16 protein-coding genes are annotated in these 18,026 nt (G+C 44.4%); 13 read left to right on the top strand and 3 right to left on the bottom strand.

Translation table 11 applies throughout. The features are described 5' to 3' along the window. The first annotated feature begins 54 nt into the window (after window positions 1–54). The 12 genes from DTQ70_RS24365 (at window position 55) to DTQ70_RS24420 (ending at window position 13,692) form a co-directional block, all read left to right on the top strand. A complete protein-coding gene (locus DTQ70_RS24365) occupies window positions 55–1,239 on the top strand; it encodes a glycosyltransferase family 4 protein (protein WP_122933207.1) in 1,185 nt (394 codons plus the stop codon). Window positions 1,240–1,326: 87 nt separating this feature from the next. Further along, window positions 1,327–2,304, top strand: coding sequence for a glycosyl transferase (locus tag DTQ70_RS24370; protein WP_122933208.1), 978 nt, complete (start codon window positions 1,327–1,329; stop codon window positions 2,302–2,304). A gap of 147 nt (window positions 2,305–2,451) precedes the next feature. Continuing rightward, window positions 2,452–3,375: a hypothetical protein gene (locus DTQ70_RS24375; protein ID WP_164490192.1), complete on the top strand. Its 924-nt coding sequence runs from the start codon at window positions 2,452–2,454 to the stop codon at window positions 3,373–3,375. An 83-nt stretch (window positions 3,376–3,458) separates the two neighbouring features. Then, window positions 3,459–4,568 carry a glycosyltransferase family 1 protein gene (locus tag DTQ70_RS24380; RefSeq protein ID WP_122933210.1) on the top strand — a complete coding sequence of 370 codons (1,110 nt, stop codon included), beginning with the start codon at window positions 3,459–3,461 and terminating at the stop codon, window positions 4,566–4,568. A 3-nt stretch (window positions 4,569–4,571) separates the two neighbouring features. After that, window positions 4,572–5,768, top strand: coding sequence for a glycosyltransferase (locus DTQ70_RS24385; protein ID WP_122933211.1), 1,197 nt, complete (start codon window positions 4,572–4,574; stop codon window positions 5,766–5,768). Continuing rightward, a complete protein-coding gene (locus tag DTQ70_RS24390) occupies window positions 5,768–6,817 on the top strand; it encodes an SGNH/GDSL hydrolase family protein (RefSeq protein WP_122933212.1) in 1,050 nt (349 codons plus the stop codon). Before DTQ70_RS24385 ends, DTQ70_RS24390 begins: the two co-directional genes overlap by 1 nt. A gap of 84 nt (window positions 6,818–6,901) precedes the next feature. Continuing rightward, complete coding sequence (locus DTQ70_RS24395; protein WP_122933213.1) at window positions 6,902–7,936, top strand: acyltransferase; 1,035 nt, start codon at window positions 6,902–6,904, stop codon at window positions 7,934–7,936. A 12-nt stretch (window positions 7,937–7,948) separates the two neighbouring features. After that, the gene (locus DTQ70_RS24400; protein ID WP_122933214.1) at window positions 7,949–8,665 is read left to right on the top strand and encodes a glycosyltransferase family 2 protein; all 717 of its coding nucleotides are present in this window, start codon (window positions 7,949–7,951) and stop codon (window positions 8,663–8,665) included. A gap of 8 nt (window positions 8,666–8,673) precedes the next feature. Continuing rightward, on the top strand, window positions 8,674–9,972 hold the full coding sequence (locus DTQ70_RS24405) for a hypothetical protein (protein WP_122933215.1): 1,299 nt from the start codon (window positions 8,674–8,676) through the stop codon (window positions 9,970–9,972). 18 nt (window positions 9,973–9,990) lie between these two features. Continuing rightward, window positions 9,991–11,559 carry a hypothetical protein gene (locus tag DTQ70_RS24410; RefSeq protein WP_122933216.1) on the top strand — a complete coding sequence of 523 codons (1,569 nt, stop codon included), beginning with the start codon at window positions 9,991–9,993 and terminating at the stop codon, window positions 11,557–11,559. A 23-nt stretch (window positions 11,560–11,582) separates the two neighbouring features. Beyond that, window positions 11,583–12,575: a hypothetical protein gene (locus DTQ70_RS24415; RefSeq protein WP_122933217.1), complete on the top strand. Its 993-nt coding sequence runs from the start codon at window positions 11,583–11,585 to the stop codon at window positions 12,573–12,575. Next, window positions 12,553–13,692, top strand: coding sequence for a glycosyltransferase family 4 protein (locus tag DTQ70_RS24420; RefSeq protein WP_122933218.1), 1,140 nt, complete (start codon window positions 12,553–12,555; stop codon window positions 13,690–13,692). Before DTQ70_RS24415 ends, DTQ70_RS24420 begins: the two co-directional genes overlap by 23 nt. A 48-nt stretch (window positions 13,693–13,740) precedes the next feature. Here DTQ70_RS24420 and DTQ70_RS24425 read toward each other — a convergent pair whose 3' ends face one another. Beyond that, window positions 13,741–14,904, bottom strand: coding sequence for a VCBS repeat-containing protein (locus tag DTQ70_RS24425; RefSeq protein ID WP_122933219.1), 1,164 nt, complete (start codon window positions 14,902–14,904; stop codon window positions 13,741–13,743). 156 nt (window positions 14,905–15,060) lie between these two features. Between DTQ70_RS24425 and DTQ70_RS24430 the strand changes: the two genes are divergently transcribed. Further along, window positions 15,061–15,630 carry a hypothetical protein gene (locus tag DTQ70_RS24430; RefSeq protein ID WP_122933220.1) on the top strand — a complete coding sequence of 190 codons (570 nt, stop codon included), beginning with the start codon at window positions 15,061–15,063 and terminating at the stop codon, window positions 15,628–15,630. A gap of 77 nt (window positions 15,631–15,707) precedes the next feature. Here DTQ70_RS24430 and DTQ70_RS24435 read toward each other — a convergent pair whose 3' ends face one another. Both DTQ70_RS24435 and DTQ70_RS24440 read right to left on the bottom strand, forming a co-directional pair. Continuing rightward, a complete protein-coding gene (locus DTQ70_RS24435; RefSeq protein WP_122933221.1) occupies window positions 15,708–16,385 on the bottom strand; it encodes a superoxide dismutase in 678 nt (225 codons plus the stop codon). A 249-nt stretch (window positions 16,386–16,634) separates the two neighbouring features. Continuing rightward, on the bottom strand, window positions 16,635–18,008 hold the full coding sequence (locus DTQ70_RS24440; RefSeq protein ID WP_122933222.1) for a glutamine synthetase family protein: 1,374 nt from the start codon (window positions 18,006–18,008) through the stop codon (window positions 16,635–16,637). Window positions 18,009–18,026 lie beyond the last annotated feature (18 nt).

Raw genomic sequence — 18,026 nt, forward strand, 5'->3', positions numbered from 1 at the left:
TAAAACTTTCGGGAAGATAAAAACTTTCGGGAAGGTGTTAGTTAGCTTTAACCGATGAAAAAAAATCTCTTCATAAGCCACGATGCAAACCGAGCAGGGGGGCAGATTGTCTTGTTGCAGTTGCTACGACAATTGAAGCAACAGGGGCTTACCATGCACTTATTGCTTTGTAGCGATGGCCCATTGGAAGAGGAGTTTCGGGAAGTCGTTCCCACTACGCGCTTGCCTCGTTTGGGAGACATTCATTTTTCCCCTTTCGTAACGAAAGTATTACGCTTGGTTGGTTGGGAAGAACGTATTAAACACCGAGTATTGGTCAAGCGTTGGGCGCAGTTTCGGGCTGAGATGGAAGCTCAAGACTTCGGTTTGATTTTTGCCAATACCATTGCGGCGGCCGCAGCTTATCGGCACCTGAGTTTTTTACCCGTGCCTACTGTCTTGTTTGCACACGAATTGGAAATGTCCATCAAAAAATTCAGCCATCCCGACGATATGGCGTATTTGATGACCAATACTAATCACCTCATTGTCGTGTCGAAAGCCGTTGCTAATTATTTCAAGGCTACCTATCAATACCCTGACGCTCAGATTAGTACGTTTCAAATTATAGACATTCCATTAATTCTTCAAAGAATAGAAGAAGGCCGAAAAACGGACATTCGGAAAGTGCTGGGAGTTCCTGCCGAGGCGGTTCTTATAGGCGGGTGTGGCCATGCCGAATGGCGAAAAGGCAACGACATCTTTATGATGGTAGCCCAGCAAGTCATTCAGCATTTTGGTGAAGGCCCCGTGTATTTTGTGTGGGTAGGGATGCGCGAAGACTCGGAATGGTACGAGGTTCAGCGCTTTGATGCCGAACGCATGGGGTTATCGGAACGCATCATTCACGTGGGGCTTACGTCGGAAGTATTCCAGTATTTAAGCCAATTTGATGTATTTACGCTCACCTCCCGTGAAGACCCTTACCCATTGGTGGTGTTAGAAACGGCTTTAGCCGAACGCCCCATTGTGTGTTTTGAAAAAAGTGGTGGAGCGCCCGAATTGGTTGAAGAAGATGCAGGTTCTGTGGTGCCTTATTTAGACGTAGCTGCGATGAGCAAAGCCGTTATTACGCTAATTGAGAACCCCGATTTACGCCGTCAGCAAGGGAAGCGGGGTAAAGAAAAGGTATTGGAACGGCACGCAACCGACGCCAGCGTTGCCAAAGTAGTAGAAACCATTCGCCGTTTAAACCCCTAAAGTTTGTCGATTAGATAACGGAATAGTTGGCATTTACCCGTGTAGGTCAGATATTTGTACATTGATTAGCACGATAGCACCCAAACAATGACATTAGCTTTTACGCTGTGTTCGATTAACTACTTGGCTCAGGCACGTACCTTGGGCGATTCGTTAAAAAGAACCAACCCTCATATTCGTTTTATCATCGGATTGGTCGATCGCTTGGACGTGGCCCAAGTACCAGAAGATAAACTCCCTGATTTTGAGCTTTTAGAATTGCACCGCATAGGCGTTGATGGCCTAGATCAGATGTGTGAACATTATAACATCACTGAACTCAATACGGCCGTCAAGCCTTATTTTATCCGCTATTTTTTTGAAAAAGTACCGCAGGTGCGAAATGTGATTTATTTCGACCCCGATATTATTGTTTACCAGCCGTTGACGCAGCTCGAAAATTTGCTCGAAACCAACGATATTGTGGTAACTCCACATCTTGCCACTCCTATCGATGACCAATTGACGCCAAACGAACTTCACCACCTCAATACAGGTGTGTATAATCTTGGTTTTATCGCCTTGCACAAAAGCGTTGAAGCCATGGAGTTTGTGAAATGGTGGGAGGACAAGCTTTTTGATGAATGTAAAATAGACCTTTGCGATGGATTGTTTGTGGATCAAAATTGGGTCAACTTCGCTCCTATTTTTTGGAATAATATCCACGTCGAAAAGCACCCAGGATGGAATGCTGCCTACTGGAATATGCACGAACGGCGCTTCTCCCAGCACGAAGGCCAGCATTGGGTCAATGATAATCAGCCCGTTGTGTTTTTTCATTACAGTGGCTATGACCCTGCCAAGCCAAGTGTGGTATCAAAATACCAAGACCGTTTTGATTTTGAAAAACGCCCCGATTTGAATCCTTTGTTTGACTATTATCGGGAAGAATTGCTCCGAAATCACAATGCCTATTACCGACAGTTTCCTTGTTTTTATATCAAAAAAGAACCTGTCTATAAATACCAGCGCGTTCGTCAGCTGTTGATTAAACCGTTGGAAGCCGCTTTGCGTTTGTTGAGCTAAGAAGTGACCTTTCCGAAAGTTCAAAACTTTCGGGACGATTCCGAAAAGGAACTGGCTACGTCTCAAAAAAGCGACCTTCTCGAAAGTTCAAAACTTTCGAGAAGGTTCTGTAAAAAATACCTGTTGAATCAAAATTCCTCTGTCCGATTGAAAACGATTGTTTTTACTGTTTGTACGCCCGACCAATATCCTTTTGTGAAAGTATTGGCCGAAAGTCTGCCTGCTAGTGTTTCTTTTAAAATTGGAACCGTCGCAGGAACGTTGGAAAAGGGAGTTTCATTCGCAGACTTGGGCCATAGCGAAGTAGCATCGATGCAGCAACGCTACGATGCTACGGCACTTGCCGCAGCGAGCAAACCTTTTTTTGCCGACTATTTTTTGCAAAAAGAGCAAGCAGACGCAATTGTTTATTTTGACCCAACCATTTGGTGGTTAGGGGATTGGGCAGAGTTAGAAGCCCAGCTTCAAAACAATGAGGTAGTGTTGACACCGCGCTTGACGCGTACTTTCGGCCAATCGTCGTACGGAGATGAAAAACTATTTTTGAATACAGGCATGTACGATGCAGGTTTTTGGGCCATGAAAGCGACGGACAACACGCGGAAATTGTTAAAATGGTGGCAAGAACGCCTGACCGACCGCGCCTATTTCGACGTGTGCAACGGCATGAACCACGACCAGCTTTGGCTTAATTACATCCCCATTTATTTTGATAAGGTTACGCTAAACAAAAATCTAGGCTGGAACGTCGCTTTGCACAACCTGCACGAACGCATCATCACTTCGACGTCCAACGGCTGGCGAGTTAATCAAGAAACACCGTTGACATTTTTTAATTTTAGAGAAAGCCTTTCCAATAAGATTATAAGCCAGTATGCGGGAGCACTGGCGCTGCAAAAAGCTTATCTCCAGCGCGTTCAGTCGCACGGAGAGGTGCCAGTTTCACCTTTTTCGCTGCGGACTCAACTTCGCCCAACGGTGCCTGCGTGGAAACAATCGCTCCGACAAAGTATTCAATCTATGATTGATTCAATTCGGTACTTTCCACTTTACCATAAAATCGACCAGTAACTCAAACTGTTAACCCTTTTTTTGTACTTTTGCGGGAAATCTCCGCAAAATGCGGTTCGTTTTTTATCGGTAATGCGTACTGCATGAAAATTTTATATGACCACCAAACCTTTACTGGTTCCCAGTACGGAGGTATTTCGCGGTATTTTTTTGAGTTAATGAACGCTTTTTGGGAACGAAAAGATGTTGATTTTGAGCTCTCTTTGAAGTTTTCTAACAACGAATACTTACGTAATGTGCCCTATGCTCACCCTTGGGGCTACGCACGTTTGGCAAATAATTTCAGGGCCAATCAAGCCTTCTCGCTGGTTAATCGCCTTTGCAGTTCTACCAAGCTAAGTGCGGGTGATTTTGATATTTTTCACCCTACCTACTACCACTCTTATTTTTTGGATAAAATAGGGAAAAAGCCCCTTGTTATAACATTTCACGATGCACTAAGTGAAAAATACGGAAAACAATTCCCTGTGCTTGGTGAAGGTCTGACCGAACTAAAACAACGCCTGCTGACGCGTGCGGATGTGGTTATTTCCGTTTCGGAGGCTACTAAACGCAGTATTTTAGAGTATTTCAAGATTGAAGAATCCAAAGTTAAGGTCGTACCGTTGGGGAATTATTTTGAACGACCCACGGCCAATCATTCATTGGCACTGACCTTGCCCGATCGCTTTGTACTTTTTGTAGGTAAACGCGATTTTTACAAAAACTTCGACCGTTTTTTTGAGTCGGTGGCGCCATTGTTAAAAAACGACAAAGACTTACACCTCATTTGTGCGGGAGGAAGAGGGTTTTCCCCCGAAGAAAAACAAGCGATTGCAGCACAAGGGCTTCAAAATCGGGTAATATATCAACCGATTATCGACGACATGACCCTGATTCAGTTGTACGAAGAAGCGCAAGTATTTGTGTTTCCGTCGTTGATGGAAGGTTTTGGGCTTCCCATTTTGGAAGCGATGAGCTGCGGTTGTCCCGTGGCTGCTACCACAGGGACATCATTTGATGAAATTGCCCAAGATGCGGCGGTTTACTTTGAAGCTGAAAACAAGGAGTCGATTCGTGCAGCGGTAGAAAAGGTGGTTTATGATGAAGCCCTCCAGCAAACCATGCGTCAGCGAGGCTATGAGCGTGTGCCATTGTTCAGGGCCGAAACCACTGCCCAAAAAACATTAGAAGTATATAAAGCATTGGTATAACGCATGATGAGAATTCCCGAACGTACGCTTATTTACGACCGAGACATCAGCGGGCACCATTTGGACTATTTACAGTTTTTGGTAGAATACCTCAAAAAAATGCCCGAAACGGTTCGTAGCCAATTTGTTTTTGTGCTCCACGAAGGAGCAAAAGCGCGATTTGGTAAAGACGAGAAGTACGTCCAGTTTCGTTATATTCCAGGGAAACAATTAGAGGCATTCATGGCGCTAACGAGCGTTCTGCGTCGTGCTTCTGCCGAAATGGATTACCTGACAAGTTTGGTTAACGAGTACAATGCCAATCGCATTATCTTTATGCACATCGACGCCTTTCAGTATGAGGTTGGGCGTGGGGCAATTCGGCGATTAGGGGTTAAGTTGTCAGGCTTGTTGTTTTTACCTTTTCGCAAGTACTACGAGGATGGCTCTACCTTCAAAGCAAAAGTGCGTCGTGACTTGCGTGGACTACGGAAAGGATTGCAGCTTACTTGGATGTTGCGAAACCCAAACTTGGAAAAAATTTTTTTCCTCAACGACAAACAAGGGGTAAAAGAATACAACCAACGTTTTGGACAACGTTTCGATTTTTTGCCTGACCCCATCGAAGTGGGTCAGATGGCGGAGCAATCGGTCGAAATCCTTAAAGACGAGTACGGAGTGGAGGCTACCCGTCGCGTGTTTTTAATCTATGGGCATTTATCGGCCCGAAAAAACGTCTCCAACATTCTTGAAGGACTAAAGCAAATTTCTGCCGAAGAGCGTCAAAAAATGTGTTTTTTGATATGCGGTGAGCCCGAAAAAGGGTATGAGAATACCTTGTTTTCGGCCATCCAAGAAGCCGAAAAAAATTACCCCGAAATTCAATTTGTAAAGCATTTTCGGTTTTTTGACCCGCATAGTACCAACGAAGTGTTTAAAATCGTTGATGTGGTCCTGGTACCTTACATCAATTTTTATAGTTCGAGTAATATTTTAGGATTAGCAGCTAAGTACAGTAAGCCTTTGATTGCCTCCAATTTGGGGGTGATGGAAGGTTTGGTGACACACTATAAATTGGGGGTAACAGTCCCTCCGAACCGCCCCGAAGCCATAGGGGAAGCGATGCAGCGTTATTTACACCTAAATCAGATTGACATAGACGGTAAGCCTTATCTGCAAGACCATTCTGCGGAGGTTTTCTGTCAGAAGTTATTATTCTAATGAAAACAAAAAGGAATGTTTTCCTTCTGGCAACGGCCTCGCTGGTGTTGCTGTGGGTTGTGTTGGAGTTGATGGGCCGCGTCGCCCTCACCGTGGTGATGAAGTATCCTTTCTGGAAACCAGCTGATAAGTTCTATCCCGAACTGGTCAAGATTCAGAAAGAAAACATTTCGCAACAAGACGACACATTCGACTTGTTGATTTTGGGTGGTTCGGCGGTGAGTTTGGAGTTTGGACTACCGATTAATAAAACGCTGGATTCGTTGTTGAAACAGACTGCAAACGGTCGGAAAGTTCGCATTTTCAATGCCGCGACACCAGCACATACCTCGTTGGATAACCTTAATAAGTACCGAATGTTGGGGAAACAACGGTTCGATTTGGTGATTTACTACGAGGCCATCAATGAGACGCGTGCCAACAATATTCCGAGCGAACTTTTTTCGGACGATTATCGGCACGTAATGTGGTATTATGACTTGGCAATCATCAAACAACACCCCGAGGTCAACTGGACGGTGTTGCCGTTTATTACCCATAAAGGGTTTAACTTGTTGATGGATAAGTTAAAAGGGAAGAAATTTTTAGAACTGAATACGGTTAATCCCGATTTTGTTCAATACGGGAAAGAGGTAAAAACAGGAAAGCCTTATCAAGCCAATATTGAACAAATTATATTGGAGGCCCGCAAAAGAAGCGAAAAACTGGTGTTGATGACCTATGCTTTGTACGTGCCACCAAGCGTGATTGGGAACGGTGGATACACCGATTACCGCGATTTTGCCAAGTGCCCTTACCCATCGCCTTTGTGGCTTTGGGGCGACCCTGTCAATGTTGATACGGGAGTCAAAGCGCACAATGCCATTTTGCGAAAGTTGGCAGCCCAGTATGGTACCTATTTTGTGGATATGGATCAGCTTTTACCCCGTCAAAAGGACTATTACTGTGATTTGTGCCATTTGACTGAAAAAGGAGGAAGTGAGTTTGCGATGTTGGTCGTTCAGTATTTGTTCAAAGAGCAGTTGATTCCAATGACGGAGAATCAATGATATTAAAAAGAAAATTTCACTTTGAAATACAAAGTGAATGATTTTACTTTGTAACACAAAGTGAAAAAGAACGATATTGAAAGTATGCATCAACGACTAGAAACACTGGATACATTTAGGGGAGTGGCAGCACTGGCAGTGGTGCTTTTTCACCTTACTTTGCACCAGTACGATGCTCCTTTTCATTTGAATTGGGGGGCAACAGGCGTTGATTTGTTCTTTATTATCAGTGGTTTTGTCATTTTTTTGACCCTAAATAAAACCCAAAGTGTACTTGACTTTGTTGTGGCTCGGTTTTCACGATTGTACCCTGTGTATTGGGCGGCAGTAACCCTCACGGCCTTGTTTATGGCCATTGGGAGTTGGCTAGGATACAGCCAAATCAGCTTGGGGGAGTACATTGCCAACATGACTATGTTTCAGTATTACTTCGGAATCAGGGACTTAGACGGGTCGTATTGGACATTGATTGTCGAAATGCTTTTTTATGGCGTCATGCTTTTAGGGCTTTGGCTCAATCAGCTAGGACGATTGGAGTGGTATGGATTGGGGCTGGTGATGGTTCAAATTATCCTCCACGGATGGGTGCGGGTGGCAGCTCCCAGTGTTTATGAAGTTATACTGAAAGGGTTTCCATTGATGAATCATTTTCAGCTTTTCTGGGCGGGTATCTTGTTTTACAAAATGTTCACCCAAGGATATGACAAATGGAGATTAGTTGGAATAGCAATTGCCTATGGAGTTACCTTATATTTGTACGATAAAACGGGACGTAGTAACCTGTTTTTGAGTTTTGGAGAGTACGGCATTACCACAACGGTTTATTTTGTGCTCTTTTTCTTGTTTGTGAGTCATAAGTTAGAGTGGATTAATAACCGCGTTACGCTTTACTTAGGAACAATTTCATACAGTCTATACGTGATTCATCATTATTTTACGGTAGGGGTAATCACGGTACTAAAGGATAAATTTGGGTGGTCGTTTGTGCAAGCGAGCACCGTCGCTTTGGCCGCAGCGTTCGTGTTGGCTACGGCCATTACTTATTTTATTGAAAAGCCTTCGTTGCAGTACTTACGTGTGTGGTACAAAAACAAAAAGGCATCGTATCAAACACTTTAATAGTAGTTACTTGTGAATCAAAAGCTTAGTGTCGTCATTCCAGCCTACAACGAAGAAAAAACGATTCAAACGGTATTGAAAGCCGTGGCGTCGGTGCAGTTGATTGGTGGTTTTGAAAAAGAAATAATTGTGGTCAATGACTGTTCAAGAGACGGTACAGAAGCCCAAATTTTGGCGTTTAAGGCCAATAATCCGCAGGTTGAATTGGCCTACTTCAAACACGAAGTAAACCAAGGAAAAGGAGCTGCGCTACACACGGGAATTCGCCGTGCCACAGGAACGTATTTAGTCATTCAAGATGCAGACTTAGAATACGACCCCCAAGAGTTTAATATTTTGCTTCAACCCATCGTGGACGGCCACGCTGATGTGGTGTTTGGATCACGTTTTATGGGGGGAAAAGCGCACCGAATTTTGTTTTTCTGGCATTCAATCGGCAACAAAATTCTGACGTTTGGAAGCAATATGTTTAGTAACCTCAACCTGACCGATATGGAAACCTGCTACAAGCTGTTTCGTGCCGATATGATTCAGGGGCTTGAATTGAAGGAAAAACGTTTTGGTTTTGAACCAGAAGTCACGGCCAAAATCTCACGTATTCCCAATATCCGTATTTATGAAGTGGGAGTTTCGTATTACGGAAGAACGTATGCCGAAGGCAAAAAAATTAACTGGAAAGACGGCTTTAGGGCGATTTACTGTATTTTGAGATACGGCTTGTTTAAATAACAACAGCTATGTTAGACGATTTTAAATACTACCGTCAGGCACTAGGAGTAAACATGCTCTGGAATTCTTATCCCATCGTATTCATCCTTCGTGATGGGTTTGGGGTAGGGCCAAGTGGGAGTACCTTTACCATTTTATATTGGGGGTTGGGCTTATTGCTACTGATGCCTATCAATATCTTTCGTACTATTTACCTCCCAAACCGAATGTTATTTGCATGTTGGTTTGGGTTTATTGTATTGGGGTGGTTGTATTGGAAATACTATCCAAGTATCAATGGCGAGCCCGAACGACTTCGCGAAACATTGACGTACATTATCCCGCTGCTTTTTTTGTTTGCCTCGATGTACTATCCCAATAATAAAGTCCATATCATTCTGATTGTCATGGTCTTTTATTCGTTGCTGGCAAGTACGGGGCTTTTGTACAGCCTCACGCGTGACCCGCACTGGACTTTTGGAGAACGGGCCGCGATTAAGTTTGCCGCAAATACCCAAAATAGTAACCCGCACGCTTATGCCAACAACGCCCTTTGCGGGATTCTGGCATCGTTTATTGTGGCTGCTCGTATGAAGAGTGTCTTGGTTAAAATATTCTATTATTTGGTCGCTATTTTTTCGGTGGGTGTATTGATTTTGGCTCGTACGAATACCAGTTTGATTGCCCTTGGTGTGATGGCCGTTATTTATTTGACCTTTCACGGGAAAAGCGTGGTAAAATCGATATTTCAGGTGCGAACGCTGGGTTTAGTCGCGGCCGTTTACGGGATTGTGGCGTTTTTGCTATCTCAGTTTGCCTTTGCTTCCTATGCCCTAGAGGTATATTTACAGGCGTTTATTACGCGTTTTGGGAAAGTGATTTATACCGTTACGGGGGTTGAAGTAGATCAGAAATCGGCAGAGATTGACTACTCGTCCGTCAATCGTGTGTATAGTTTTAGATATGTATTTGAAGAGTTTTTGGGCGAAGGCTCTCTTGGTCTTATTTTATTTGGCGAAGGTTATAAATCTCAATTCTTTGATGTACCAGCGCTCGAAGCCCTCGTAAATCAAGGTGTTTTAGGATTTATTCTTTTCAATAGCTTTTTCTTTGTAATGGGAATTATTGCGGTGCAGCAATTCTTTAAGCCCGCCAATGATCTTTCGTTGTTCATGGCCTATTTTTCCATCATCGTGCTCATTGCGTTGTTCTCGGGTGCGCGCCCCATCGACTTGAGTATGTGGTTGGTCTATGTATTTTACATTCGATTCTTCGGAATTTATTCAAGCGATTCTTCCACCAAACCCCTTCAACCCCAACCTGCCTAAGGTAGCGTTTTGTTTTACATGGTTCTTTTCAACAAAATATTGGCCAGTCGATGGTTGCTTGGGGTACTGCTGATTGCATTTACGATAAGTAGTTTTGGAGTAGCATTGGTATTGGGAGAAGACCCAGGGTTTGGCTTATCGGTATGGAACGACATGGCCAATGGCGGGCCATTGAACCAATTGGCGATTCCTTCGCCTACTGACATTGTACAGAATAAAGAGTTATTCCTAACTTGGTGGAGTCCAGGGCAATACGCTGTTCCAGGTGTAGTGAGTCACTTGTTGGGTATTTCTACGGGCACAGCCAGTATTTGGGTGACGCTCTTGTTTTCAGTGGTAGGATTGGGGGGCTGGTATTTTGTCTATCGGGAGTTGGGCTTCGACGAACTTGTGATTGGACTCTGCTTGTTTTTGATGGCAACTTCTCGCTTGTTTACCATCAATTTTCTGAATTATACTGGCGGCGAATTGCTGCTGTTTGGGAGTCAGTCCTGGACCATTTGGTATTATCTTAAATACCGCTCTGCTCCGCTGAAACTTTTTGCGGGGCTTTTGTTGCTTTCGTTGGTTAGCTTTTTCTTAAAGTCAGCCTATACCATTGGCTTTGCCGCACTGGGCGGGTGCGCAGGGCTAGCTTTTTTGTCAGACCTTGCAAAAACCCGAAAATTACTTAGCCCGAGTTTGGTGACTGTGCTAGTCATAGGGCTGTGCATCGCTTGCTATTTAGGAATTACGCAGTTTGGTTTTGTCGCTTTAGGCACTAGCCCGATTACAAGTACAAGCCAGCCGTTTAAAATGGTTTGGGCTTCTTTTGAAACGCTTACCTATCCGCTGACGCACTGGTTTAGCATTGCCGAAATCTATCCTCAATTACTTCAGCGAACGAGTTTTTCGATTTGGGGGCATGGACTATATTATGTGCTGCTATTGGTAGGTTTTGTGGCAATGATTCGAATTGCCTTGGAGACGCGCTATGTGGCTGCTAGAGCGGTATTTGTGGGGTTTTATGTCGTGTATTGTGGTGTTTTTTTATTGTTGTACAACAAAGGTGCCGATATATCTATCGAATACCGCCATACCAAAGTCGTAGCTTATCTATTTTTGCCTTTGCTCGTGGCAGCACTCCAACAACCAATTGCTACTGCATACCGAACTGGCATTTTATGGTTATTATTGATTCTGAATACGGGCTACGGCCTCAGTACGTTTGTATTGAAGAAAATAGAAATTACGCATGAATCGGCGACGGGAACGTCAGGGTTTGCTTTACGCCACGCCTCCGACGAAGACCTTGCCTTTATTCATTCGGTCGATAAACCAGCGAATATTCTGTATTTTACTTCGGGCTCGATGAATGTCGATGCGATTCATGCCCGCAAACTGGTGGGAAGTATTGATTACAAATTTGCGCGGGGATGTGGTTTTATTTTTGACAAATACGAAGGCAAAGCGGGCAATATTTACGCGTTTGTCCACGAAGCATACGAACAGCTTCCCACCAACCCGTCGCTGAAAGCCCAGTTTCCTGGTTATACATTCCGTTTGGTGAAACAAACGAAGCGATTTAAGATTTACGAAGGGCTATAAGAGGCTCACTTAAATACACAACAATGAAGAAGAATTGGCGCAAGTATGGATTGATTTTGGGAGCTTTGTTAGGGCTGTCTGAGTTGATTTTGCGCTTTGGCTTTGGCTTTTGTAATGCGCCACTTTACATCGAAGATCCTGATTTTGAGTATGTTTTTGCCCCAAATCAGTACCGATTTCGTTTCCGAAACGTGGTAAAAACAAACGAACTTTCGATGCGAAGTGAGCCAATCAATCCTACCGATACAACGGTCGTGTTGCTGATTGGCGACTCAGTTATCAATGGTGGGAATCCCACCAGTCACGATGAGTTGGCTTCGACTTTGTTAGAAAAACAATTTACGGAACATTACCACCAGCCCGTTCGCGTACTGAACGTTTCGGCGGGGTCGTGGGGGCCTGACAATGCTTTTGCGTTTTTGAAAAAGAACGGATTCTTTGGCGCAGATGTCATCGGTTTGGTGACAAGTAGCCACGATGCCTACGACAACATGAGCCACCATAAGTTGGTGGGCGAAAACCCGAATTATCCCAATAAGCAATACAAAGTAGCCTTGTATGAGTTTTGGCACCGCTATATTTACACGTTGTTTATTTATCATTACATCGAAGCACCGTTGAAAGAATGGTTGGCGCCTGCTACCCAACACGCGCCCAACGACGTAATTCATAAATTTGGAACGACCTTTAATACGGGTTATCAACAATTGGCCGATACGACCAAAGCCATGGGGATTCCGTTTTTTATGTACCTGCATCCTGAATTACCCGAAATTACTCAAAATCGTTACGATAGCCAAGGGGAAGAGATTTTGGCGTTTGCCCGAAAAAATCACATTCCTGTGATTGATGAGCTTAAACTGCATCCGCCCAAAGAACTTTTCCGTAATCCTGATTTTGATAGTATTCACTATAATGCCAAGGGACAAGCGTTTATGGCCAAACATTTGTATCCTGTTTTGAAACAATACCTCGACGCTTATTTTGCCCGTCATGCGCGTTCTCATCGTCCATAATCAACTTTGGGCACACTACAAGTCCAAGTTATTCAGTGAATTACACCGTTTTGCTCCCCAATACGGGCTTGAAATTAAGGTGGTGCAAATTGCACTTTCTGAAAAAAGTCGGGCCAATATGGGTGAGGCAGAGGCTTTTCGGTACGATTACGACTACGAAGTACTTTTTAAAACATCCCTCGACCAAGTGAGCCTTTGGGCGCGAACCAAAGCCCTACTGGCTAAAATTCATGCCTATCGTCCTGATGTGCTGAATCTCACGGGCTGGTACGATCCTGCGCAGTGGGTATTGCTTTTTTATGCCAAACTGCGGGGTATTAAAGTAGTGATTTCTAATGAATCGAACGTGCGCGACCACGTTCGGATGGGACTCAAAGAGCGATTTAAGCAGTTTTTGTTGAGCCAAGCCGATGTCTTTTTCTGTTTTGGGAAATCTTCGGCTGCGTACTTGGAAAAACTGGGCGTAAAATCTGCTCAGATAGTGACGCAAAGAGCCGCTATTGTGGATAATGACGTCATTTTAGAACATTACCACCGTGCGTTTGCCCAACGAGAAAGCCGTAAAAACGCTAGAAATTGGGCATCTTATAACTTCATTTTTGTAGGCCGATTGATTCCTCCCAAAAACCTGCCACTGCTGCTTCAAGCTTTTGCCGAAGTACAGAAAAGTGCGCCCGATTGGGGGCTAGTACTTTTGGGAGAAGGTGAACAAAAAGCGGAACTACAAACGATGGCCGCGTCTATTCCCAACGTTCGATTTGAGGCGGGCGTACCTTGGTACGAAGTAGCCGAATTCCTAGCTTTAGCCGATGTGTTGGTCTTGCCAAGTGAGTCGGAGCCTTGGGGGCTGGTGGTCAATGAAGCCATGATATGCGGGCTGCCTGTATTGGTATCGGAACCTTCGGGTTGTGTGGACGATTTGGTACAAGTGGGCAAAAATGGTTGGGTATTTGACCCACATCTGTTGCCTGATTTTGTGCGTAAGTTGTGCCTTTTTGTGGATAACGCTGAAAATTTGACCCAAATGGGAGAAAAATCAAGGCAAATCGTTGCGGATTTTGAACCCCAAAAAGTTGCCCATGAAATGCTTCGAGGTATAAAAAGTTTAGTACACTAGCCCCTCCAAGTTTGGTTAGCGGTGAAGTAAAAACTTGGAGGGGCTAGTCTATTTTGAAATGCGCTGATTCCAATATACCAAGACGTTGAGCGTAGAACGACCCGACGCAATGAGGTCTAAATCGCCGTCATTGTCGAGGTCGGCGGCTTGTAGGTCTTCGCAGGCCATCATGACACTTTCGTCCAACGTAAACTCTTCCCAATCTTCGCCATTGGCATCTTTGGGAACAAACAACCGCACGCCCAATTTTTTATCGGCGTTCGGATTGCGCCACCCTACCGCGATTTGTGAAGAACCCGTTCCCAAAAAATCTTCACAAACCAGAGCGTGGCCTTGATTGAGGCGGGTGGTCAGTACCTTTTTGGTGTTGGTGTGAGTATCTAGAACAACGAGCTGATTGCCATGCCAAGGACTAACGGCAGCCACAAAAGGCTTTTTGTTGGGCAAATATCCGCGACGCACTTCACCCACACCCGTTCCTGCACCTACCCATTGCTGCGTGGGCATCCACTGTGCTTTTTGATAACTTACAACCTTGCCACCTTCTTTGCTACCAATCAGAAGGCGGGTCAGGTCTTTGTCTTCCCAAATTTCAAAATTGTGTGTGATGTGCAGCGTTGAATCAATCAGGTGATAAGGCCAAGCTTGTTTGGGGTTTTTAGGAACATCGTACCCCAATAGTTTTACGCCTACTCCCTCGCCATTGGAATTTCCTAGTCCGTGAAGCGGCGCAACGATGAGTTGGTATTTATTTTTATCAACTTTTGCCCAACGCATTCGGTGGGTTGTGATTTCGTGGTGAAGGCGTACGGGTTCCCAAAGTTGAGTAGGGTCTTTGGGGCGAATCAAATAAAAAACTGCTCCCGATTGTGTGATGTCTTTGGTTTCGGCGGGGTTCCACATTGCCCCTACGGCTACCTCTACGCGACCGTCGCCGTCGATGTCGCGGGCGGCGATACAGACGTTGTCTTTAGTAGTAAGATTTGCTGCCATGACAAAGCGTTTCCAATCGCCATTTCTATACCAAACAATCTCTTTTTGGTCGGCGAGTAAAATATCTTTTCGTTGGTCGCCATCTACGTCGCCAATGGCTAGTCCATACCCAATACTAATTTGATTATCAATGACTTGAATTTTAAAGTTGGGGGTAGGGGATTGGGCAAAAAGTGAGGCCGTGGATAGTTGGATAAGGATAAAAAGTAGCTTTTTCATTGGCATAGAAATTAGAAAGTGTGACGATGAGAAACGCGCGGGCGTCTAATGATTTAAAAAGCAATTAAAAAGCACAATCTTTTCTTAAATTGTGAAAAATTGCAATACATTTGACCAAACCAATAAAACCACTATTTAAACTCAATCTTACACAAAATGAAAAAGTTACTCGCCCTGTTAATTACCCTTTTGTGCTTTGGCGTAACGCTAGATAGCGTGGCACAAACCGAAACAAAACCGAAAAAGGAAAAGAAAGAAAAAGCGAAAGATAAAGCTGAGGATAAGAAAGACAAAAAGGAGGACAAAAAGGATAAGAAAGAAGATAAAAAAGACAAGAAGGAAGACAAGAAAGATAAAAAAGAGGACAAGAAAGATGCCAAAACTGACAAGGGCAAAAAAGACAAGTTAGAAGACAAGGCTGATAAGAAAGAAGATAAGAAGGATAAGAAAGAAGACAAAAAAGACAAGAAGGAGGACAAGGCTGATAAGAAAGAAGACAAAGCCGACAAGGCCGATAAAAAGAGCCAAGCTAAAGTAAAGCCCGCGGCTAAAACCGATGATGGCAAAGAAGCTGACGGAAACACGCGCAAAAAAGTAGCAGGTGCTGATAAAACAGTAGGAAAAGACGACAAAGGCCGCACGATTTACCAAGGTCCTCGCGGTGGTCAATACTACATCAATTCAAACGGTAATAAAACGTATTTGAAGGCCGACGATAAATTGTAATCGTTGGAACGAAGAAGACTAAAAAAGGCGACCTGTTCACGGGTCGCCTTTTTTATGAGCTAAAATTAGTTGGGAGCTTACTTCGACGCTGCTGCGTAAAGCTCAGCTACTTTGTCCCAGTTAACAACGTTCCAAAACGCATCGAGGTAGTCAGGGCGTTTGTTTTGATATTTCAAGTAGTAAGCGTGTTCCCACACGTCAATCCCTAGAATAGGTGCGCCTTGTACGTCGGCTACGGGCATGAGTGGATTGTCTTGGTTTGGCGTAGAAGTGATGACAAGTTTTTTGTCTTTTACAATCAACCAAGCCCAACCAGAGCCAAAACGACCCGCGCCAGCAGCTTTGAATTTGTTTTTAAATTCGTCGAATGAACCAAATTCTTTGGTAATCGCTGCGGCTAATTCTCCCGAAGGCATGCCTCCTTTGCCAGGTGCCATGATGTTCCAGAAGAACGTATGGTTCCAGTGACCGCCGCCATTGTTACGAATGGCAGGAGTTGTTTCTTTCGTAATTCCTTTTACCAAAGCATCAATGCTCAATTTTTCTTCGGGCTTTCCTGCCACTGCCGTATTGAGGTTGGTGATGTATGCTTTGTGGTGACGGCCATAGTGAATTTCCATCGTTGCTTTGTCGATGCTAGGCTCAAGCGCTTCTGGAGCATACGGAAGTGGAGCTTGCGTGAATTGGGCGATTGCCTGCAACGACCCTGCTGTAAGAACCACTACAAGTGCGTTTCTAAGAAAATTAGTTGTCATTGTGGTATAAAAGAATGGTTGAAACGTGAATGAGGTGCAATATTACGCAGAATAGAACGCAAGAAAAGCGAACAAAGTTGTTTTTAATCAAAAATAAAAGACCTTCTGCCCGAAGTCAGAAGGTCTCTTATAAGTATAAATGTCTGGAAGGGTTTAGGAATAACTCCTACAAAGGTACAGGATTATTTTAATAAATGAACTATTTCAAGAAAAAATTTGAAAATAGTATCTTTTTGCCTCACTTTACCCCTAGATTTGTTCAAAATAGCGTTTACGTTCCCAATCAGTCACCGATGAATTAAAAGCAGCTTGCTCGGTGCGATAAAAATGGGTGTAATGTTCTACAACGCTCTCCCCAAATGTTTCTTTTGCAAAAGGGCTATGGCTAAAAATGTCGATTGCTTCGGCCAATGTGTAAGGAACGCGTGGCAAATGTGCTGCCGCATAAATGTCGCCATCAAAAAGAGCTGGTGGTTCAATCTTGTTTTTGACTCCTTCCATTCCTGACGCCAAAAGAGCCGCAAATGCTAAGTAAGGGTTACAGTCAGCCCCTGGAATGCGACATTCGATGCGCAAGCTTTTTCCTTGGCCTACTACCCGATAGCCCGCCGTGCGGTTGTCATAACTCCAGGCTAAGCGCGTGGGTGCCCAAGAACCGTCCACGTAGCGTTTGTAGGAGTTGATGGTAGGAGCATAAAATACCATTACATCAGGCGTGTATTTGATACAGCCTCCCAAAAACCAGCGAAATACATCGGATCCTTTTACGGGGCCAAGTTGGGTATCGCCGTCAAACGCATTTTGGTCTTCTTGCCATAAACTAATATGAATGTGACAGCTTGAGCCTGCGCGGTCGGCGGCAAATTTAGCCATGAAAGTCACGCTCCAGCCCATGGCTTCGGCAATTTCTTTGAGGCATTGTTTATAGACAACGTGGCGGTCGCCCATGTCCAAAATATCCGAATAACGGACGTTGAGTTCGTGCTGACCCAATCCCCATTCTCCTTTAGAGGTTTCAACGGGTACACCCGACTGTTTCAAATAACGTCGTGCGGCGGCATTGAAAGCTTCGGTGCGCGTGCCTTGTAAAATATGATAATCTTCGATGTACCAGCCTACGGGTTTGAGGTTGTGGTAAGCTTGGTTATGGGCGTCGCGGAAGGTGTTCTCGAACAAATAGTATTCTAATTCGGACGCAGCAAAAACGGTATAATCACTGGCTTTTTCGAGTTGGGCTCTAAGGATAGAACGAGGTGCAATATCGACGTATTCGTGCGTTTTCTCATTTTTGACGTCACAAATAACCATTGCCGTGCGGTCGAGCCAAGCAGCAATCCGAAGCGTTGATAAATCGGGTACTAAATGGAAATCGCCGTAACCCAATTCCCAGTTGGCAAAAGAATACCCTGGAACGGGCTCCATGGCCATATCGGTCGTGAGGAGATAGTTGCACCCGTGGGTTCCGCTTTCAAAAACGTCGTTGACGAAATATTCGGCATCAAACCGCTTCCCGACGAGGCGTCCGTAGTGGTCGGTAAAGGCAACAATGATGGTTTCAATGGTTTGTTGTTGGACAGCATCTCGTAGCTGTTCGATGGATAAAAGGCCCTGAGGTTTAGACATGGTGTTATTTTTTGCCCC

The sequence above is a fragment of the Runella sp. SP2 genome (assembly GCF_003711225.1).
Taxonomy (GTDB): domain Bacteria; phylum Bacteroidota; class Bacteroidia; order Cytophagales; family Spirosomataceae; genus Runella.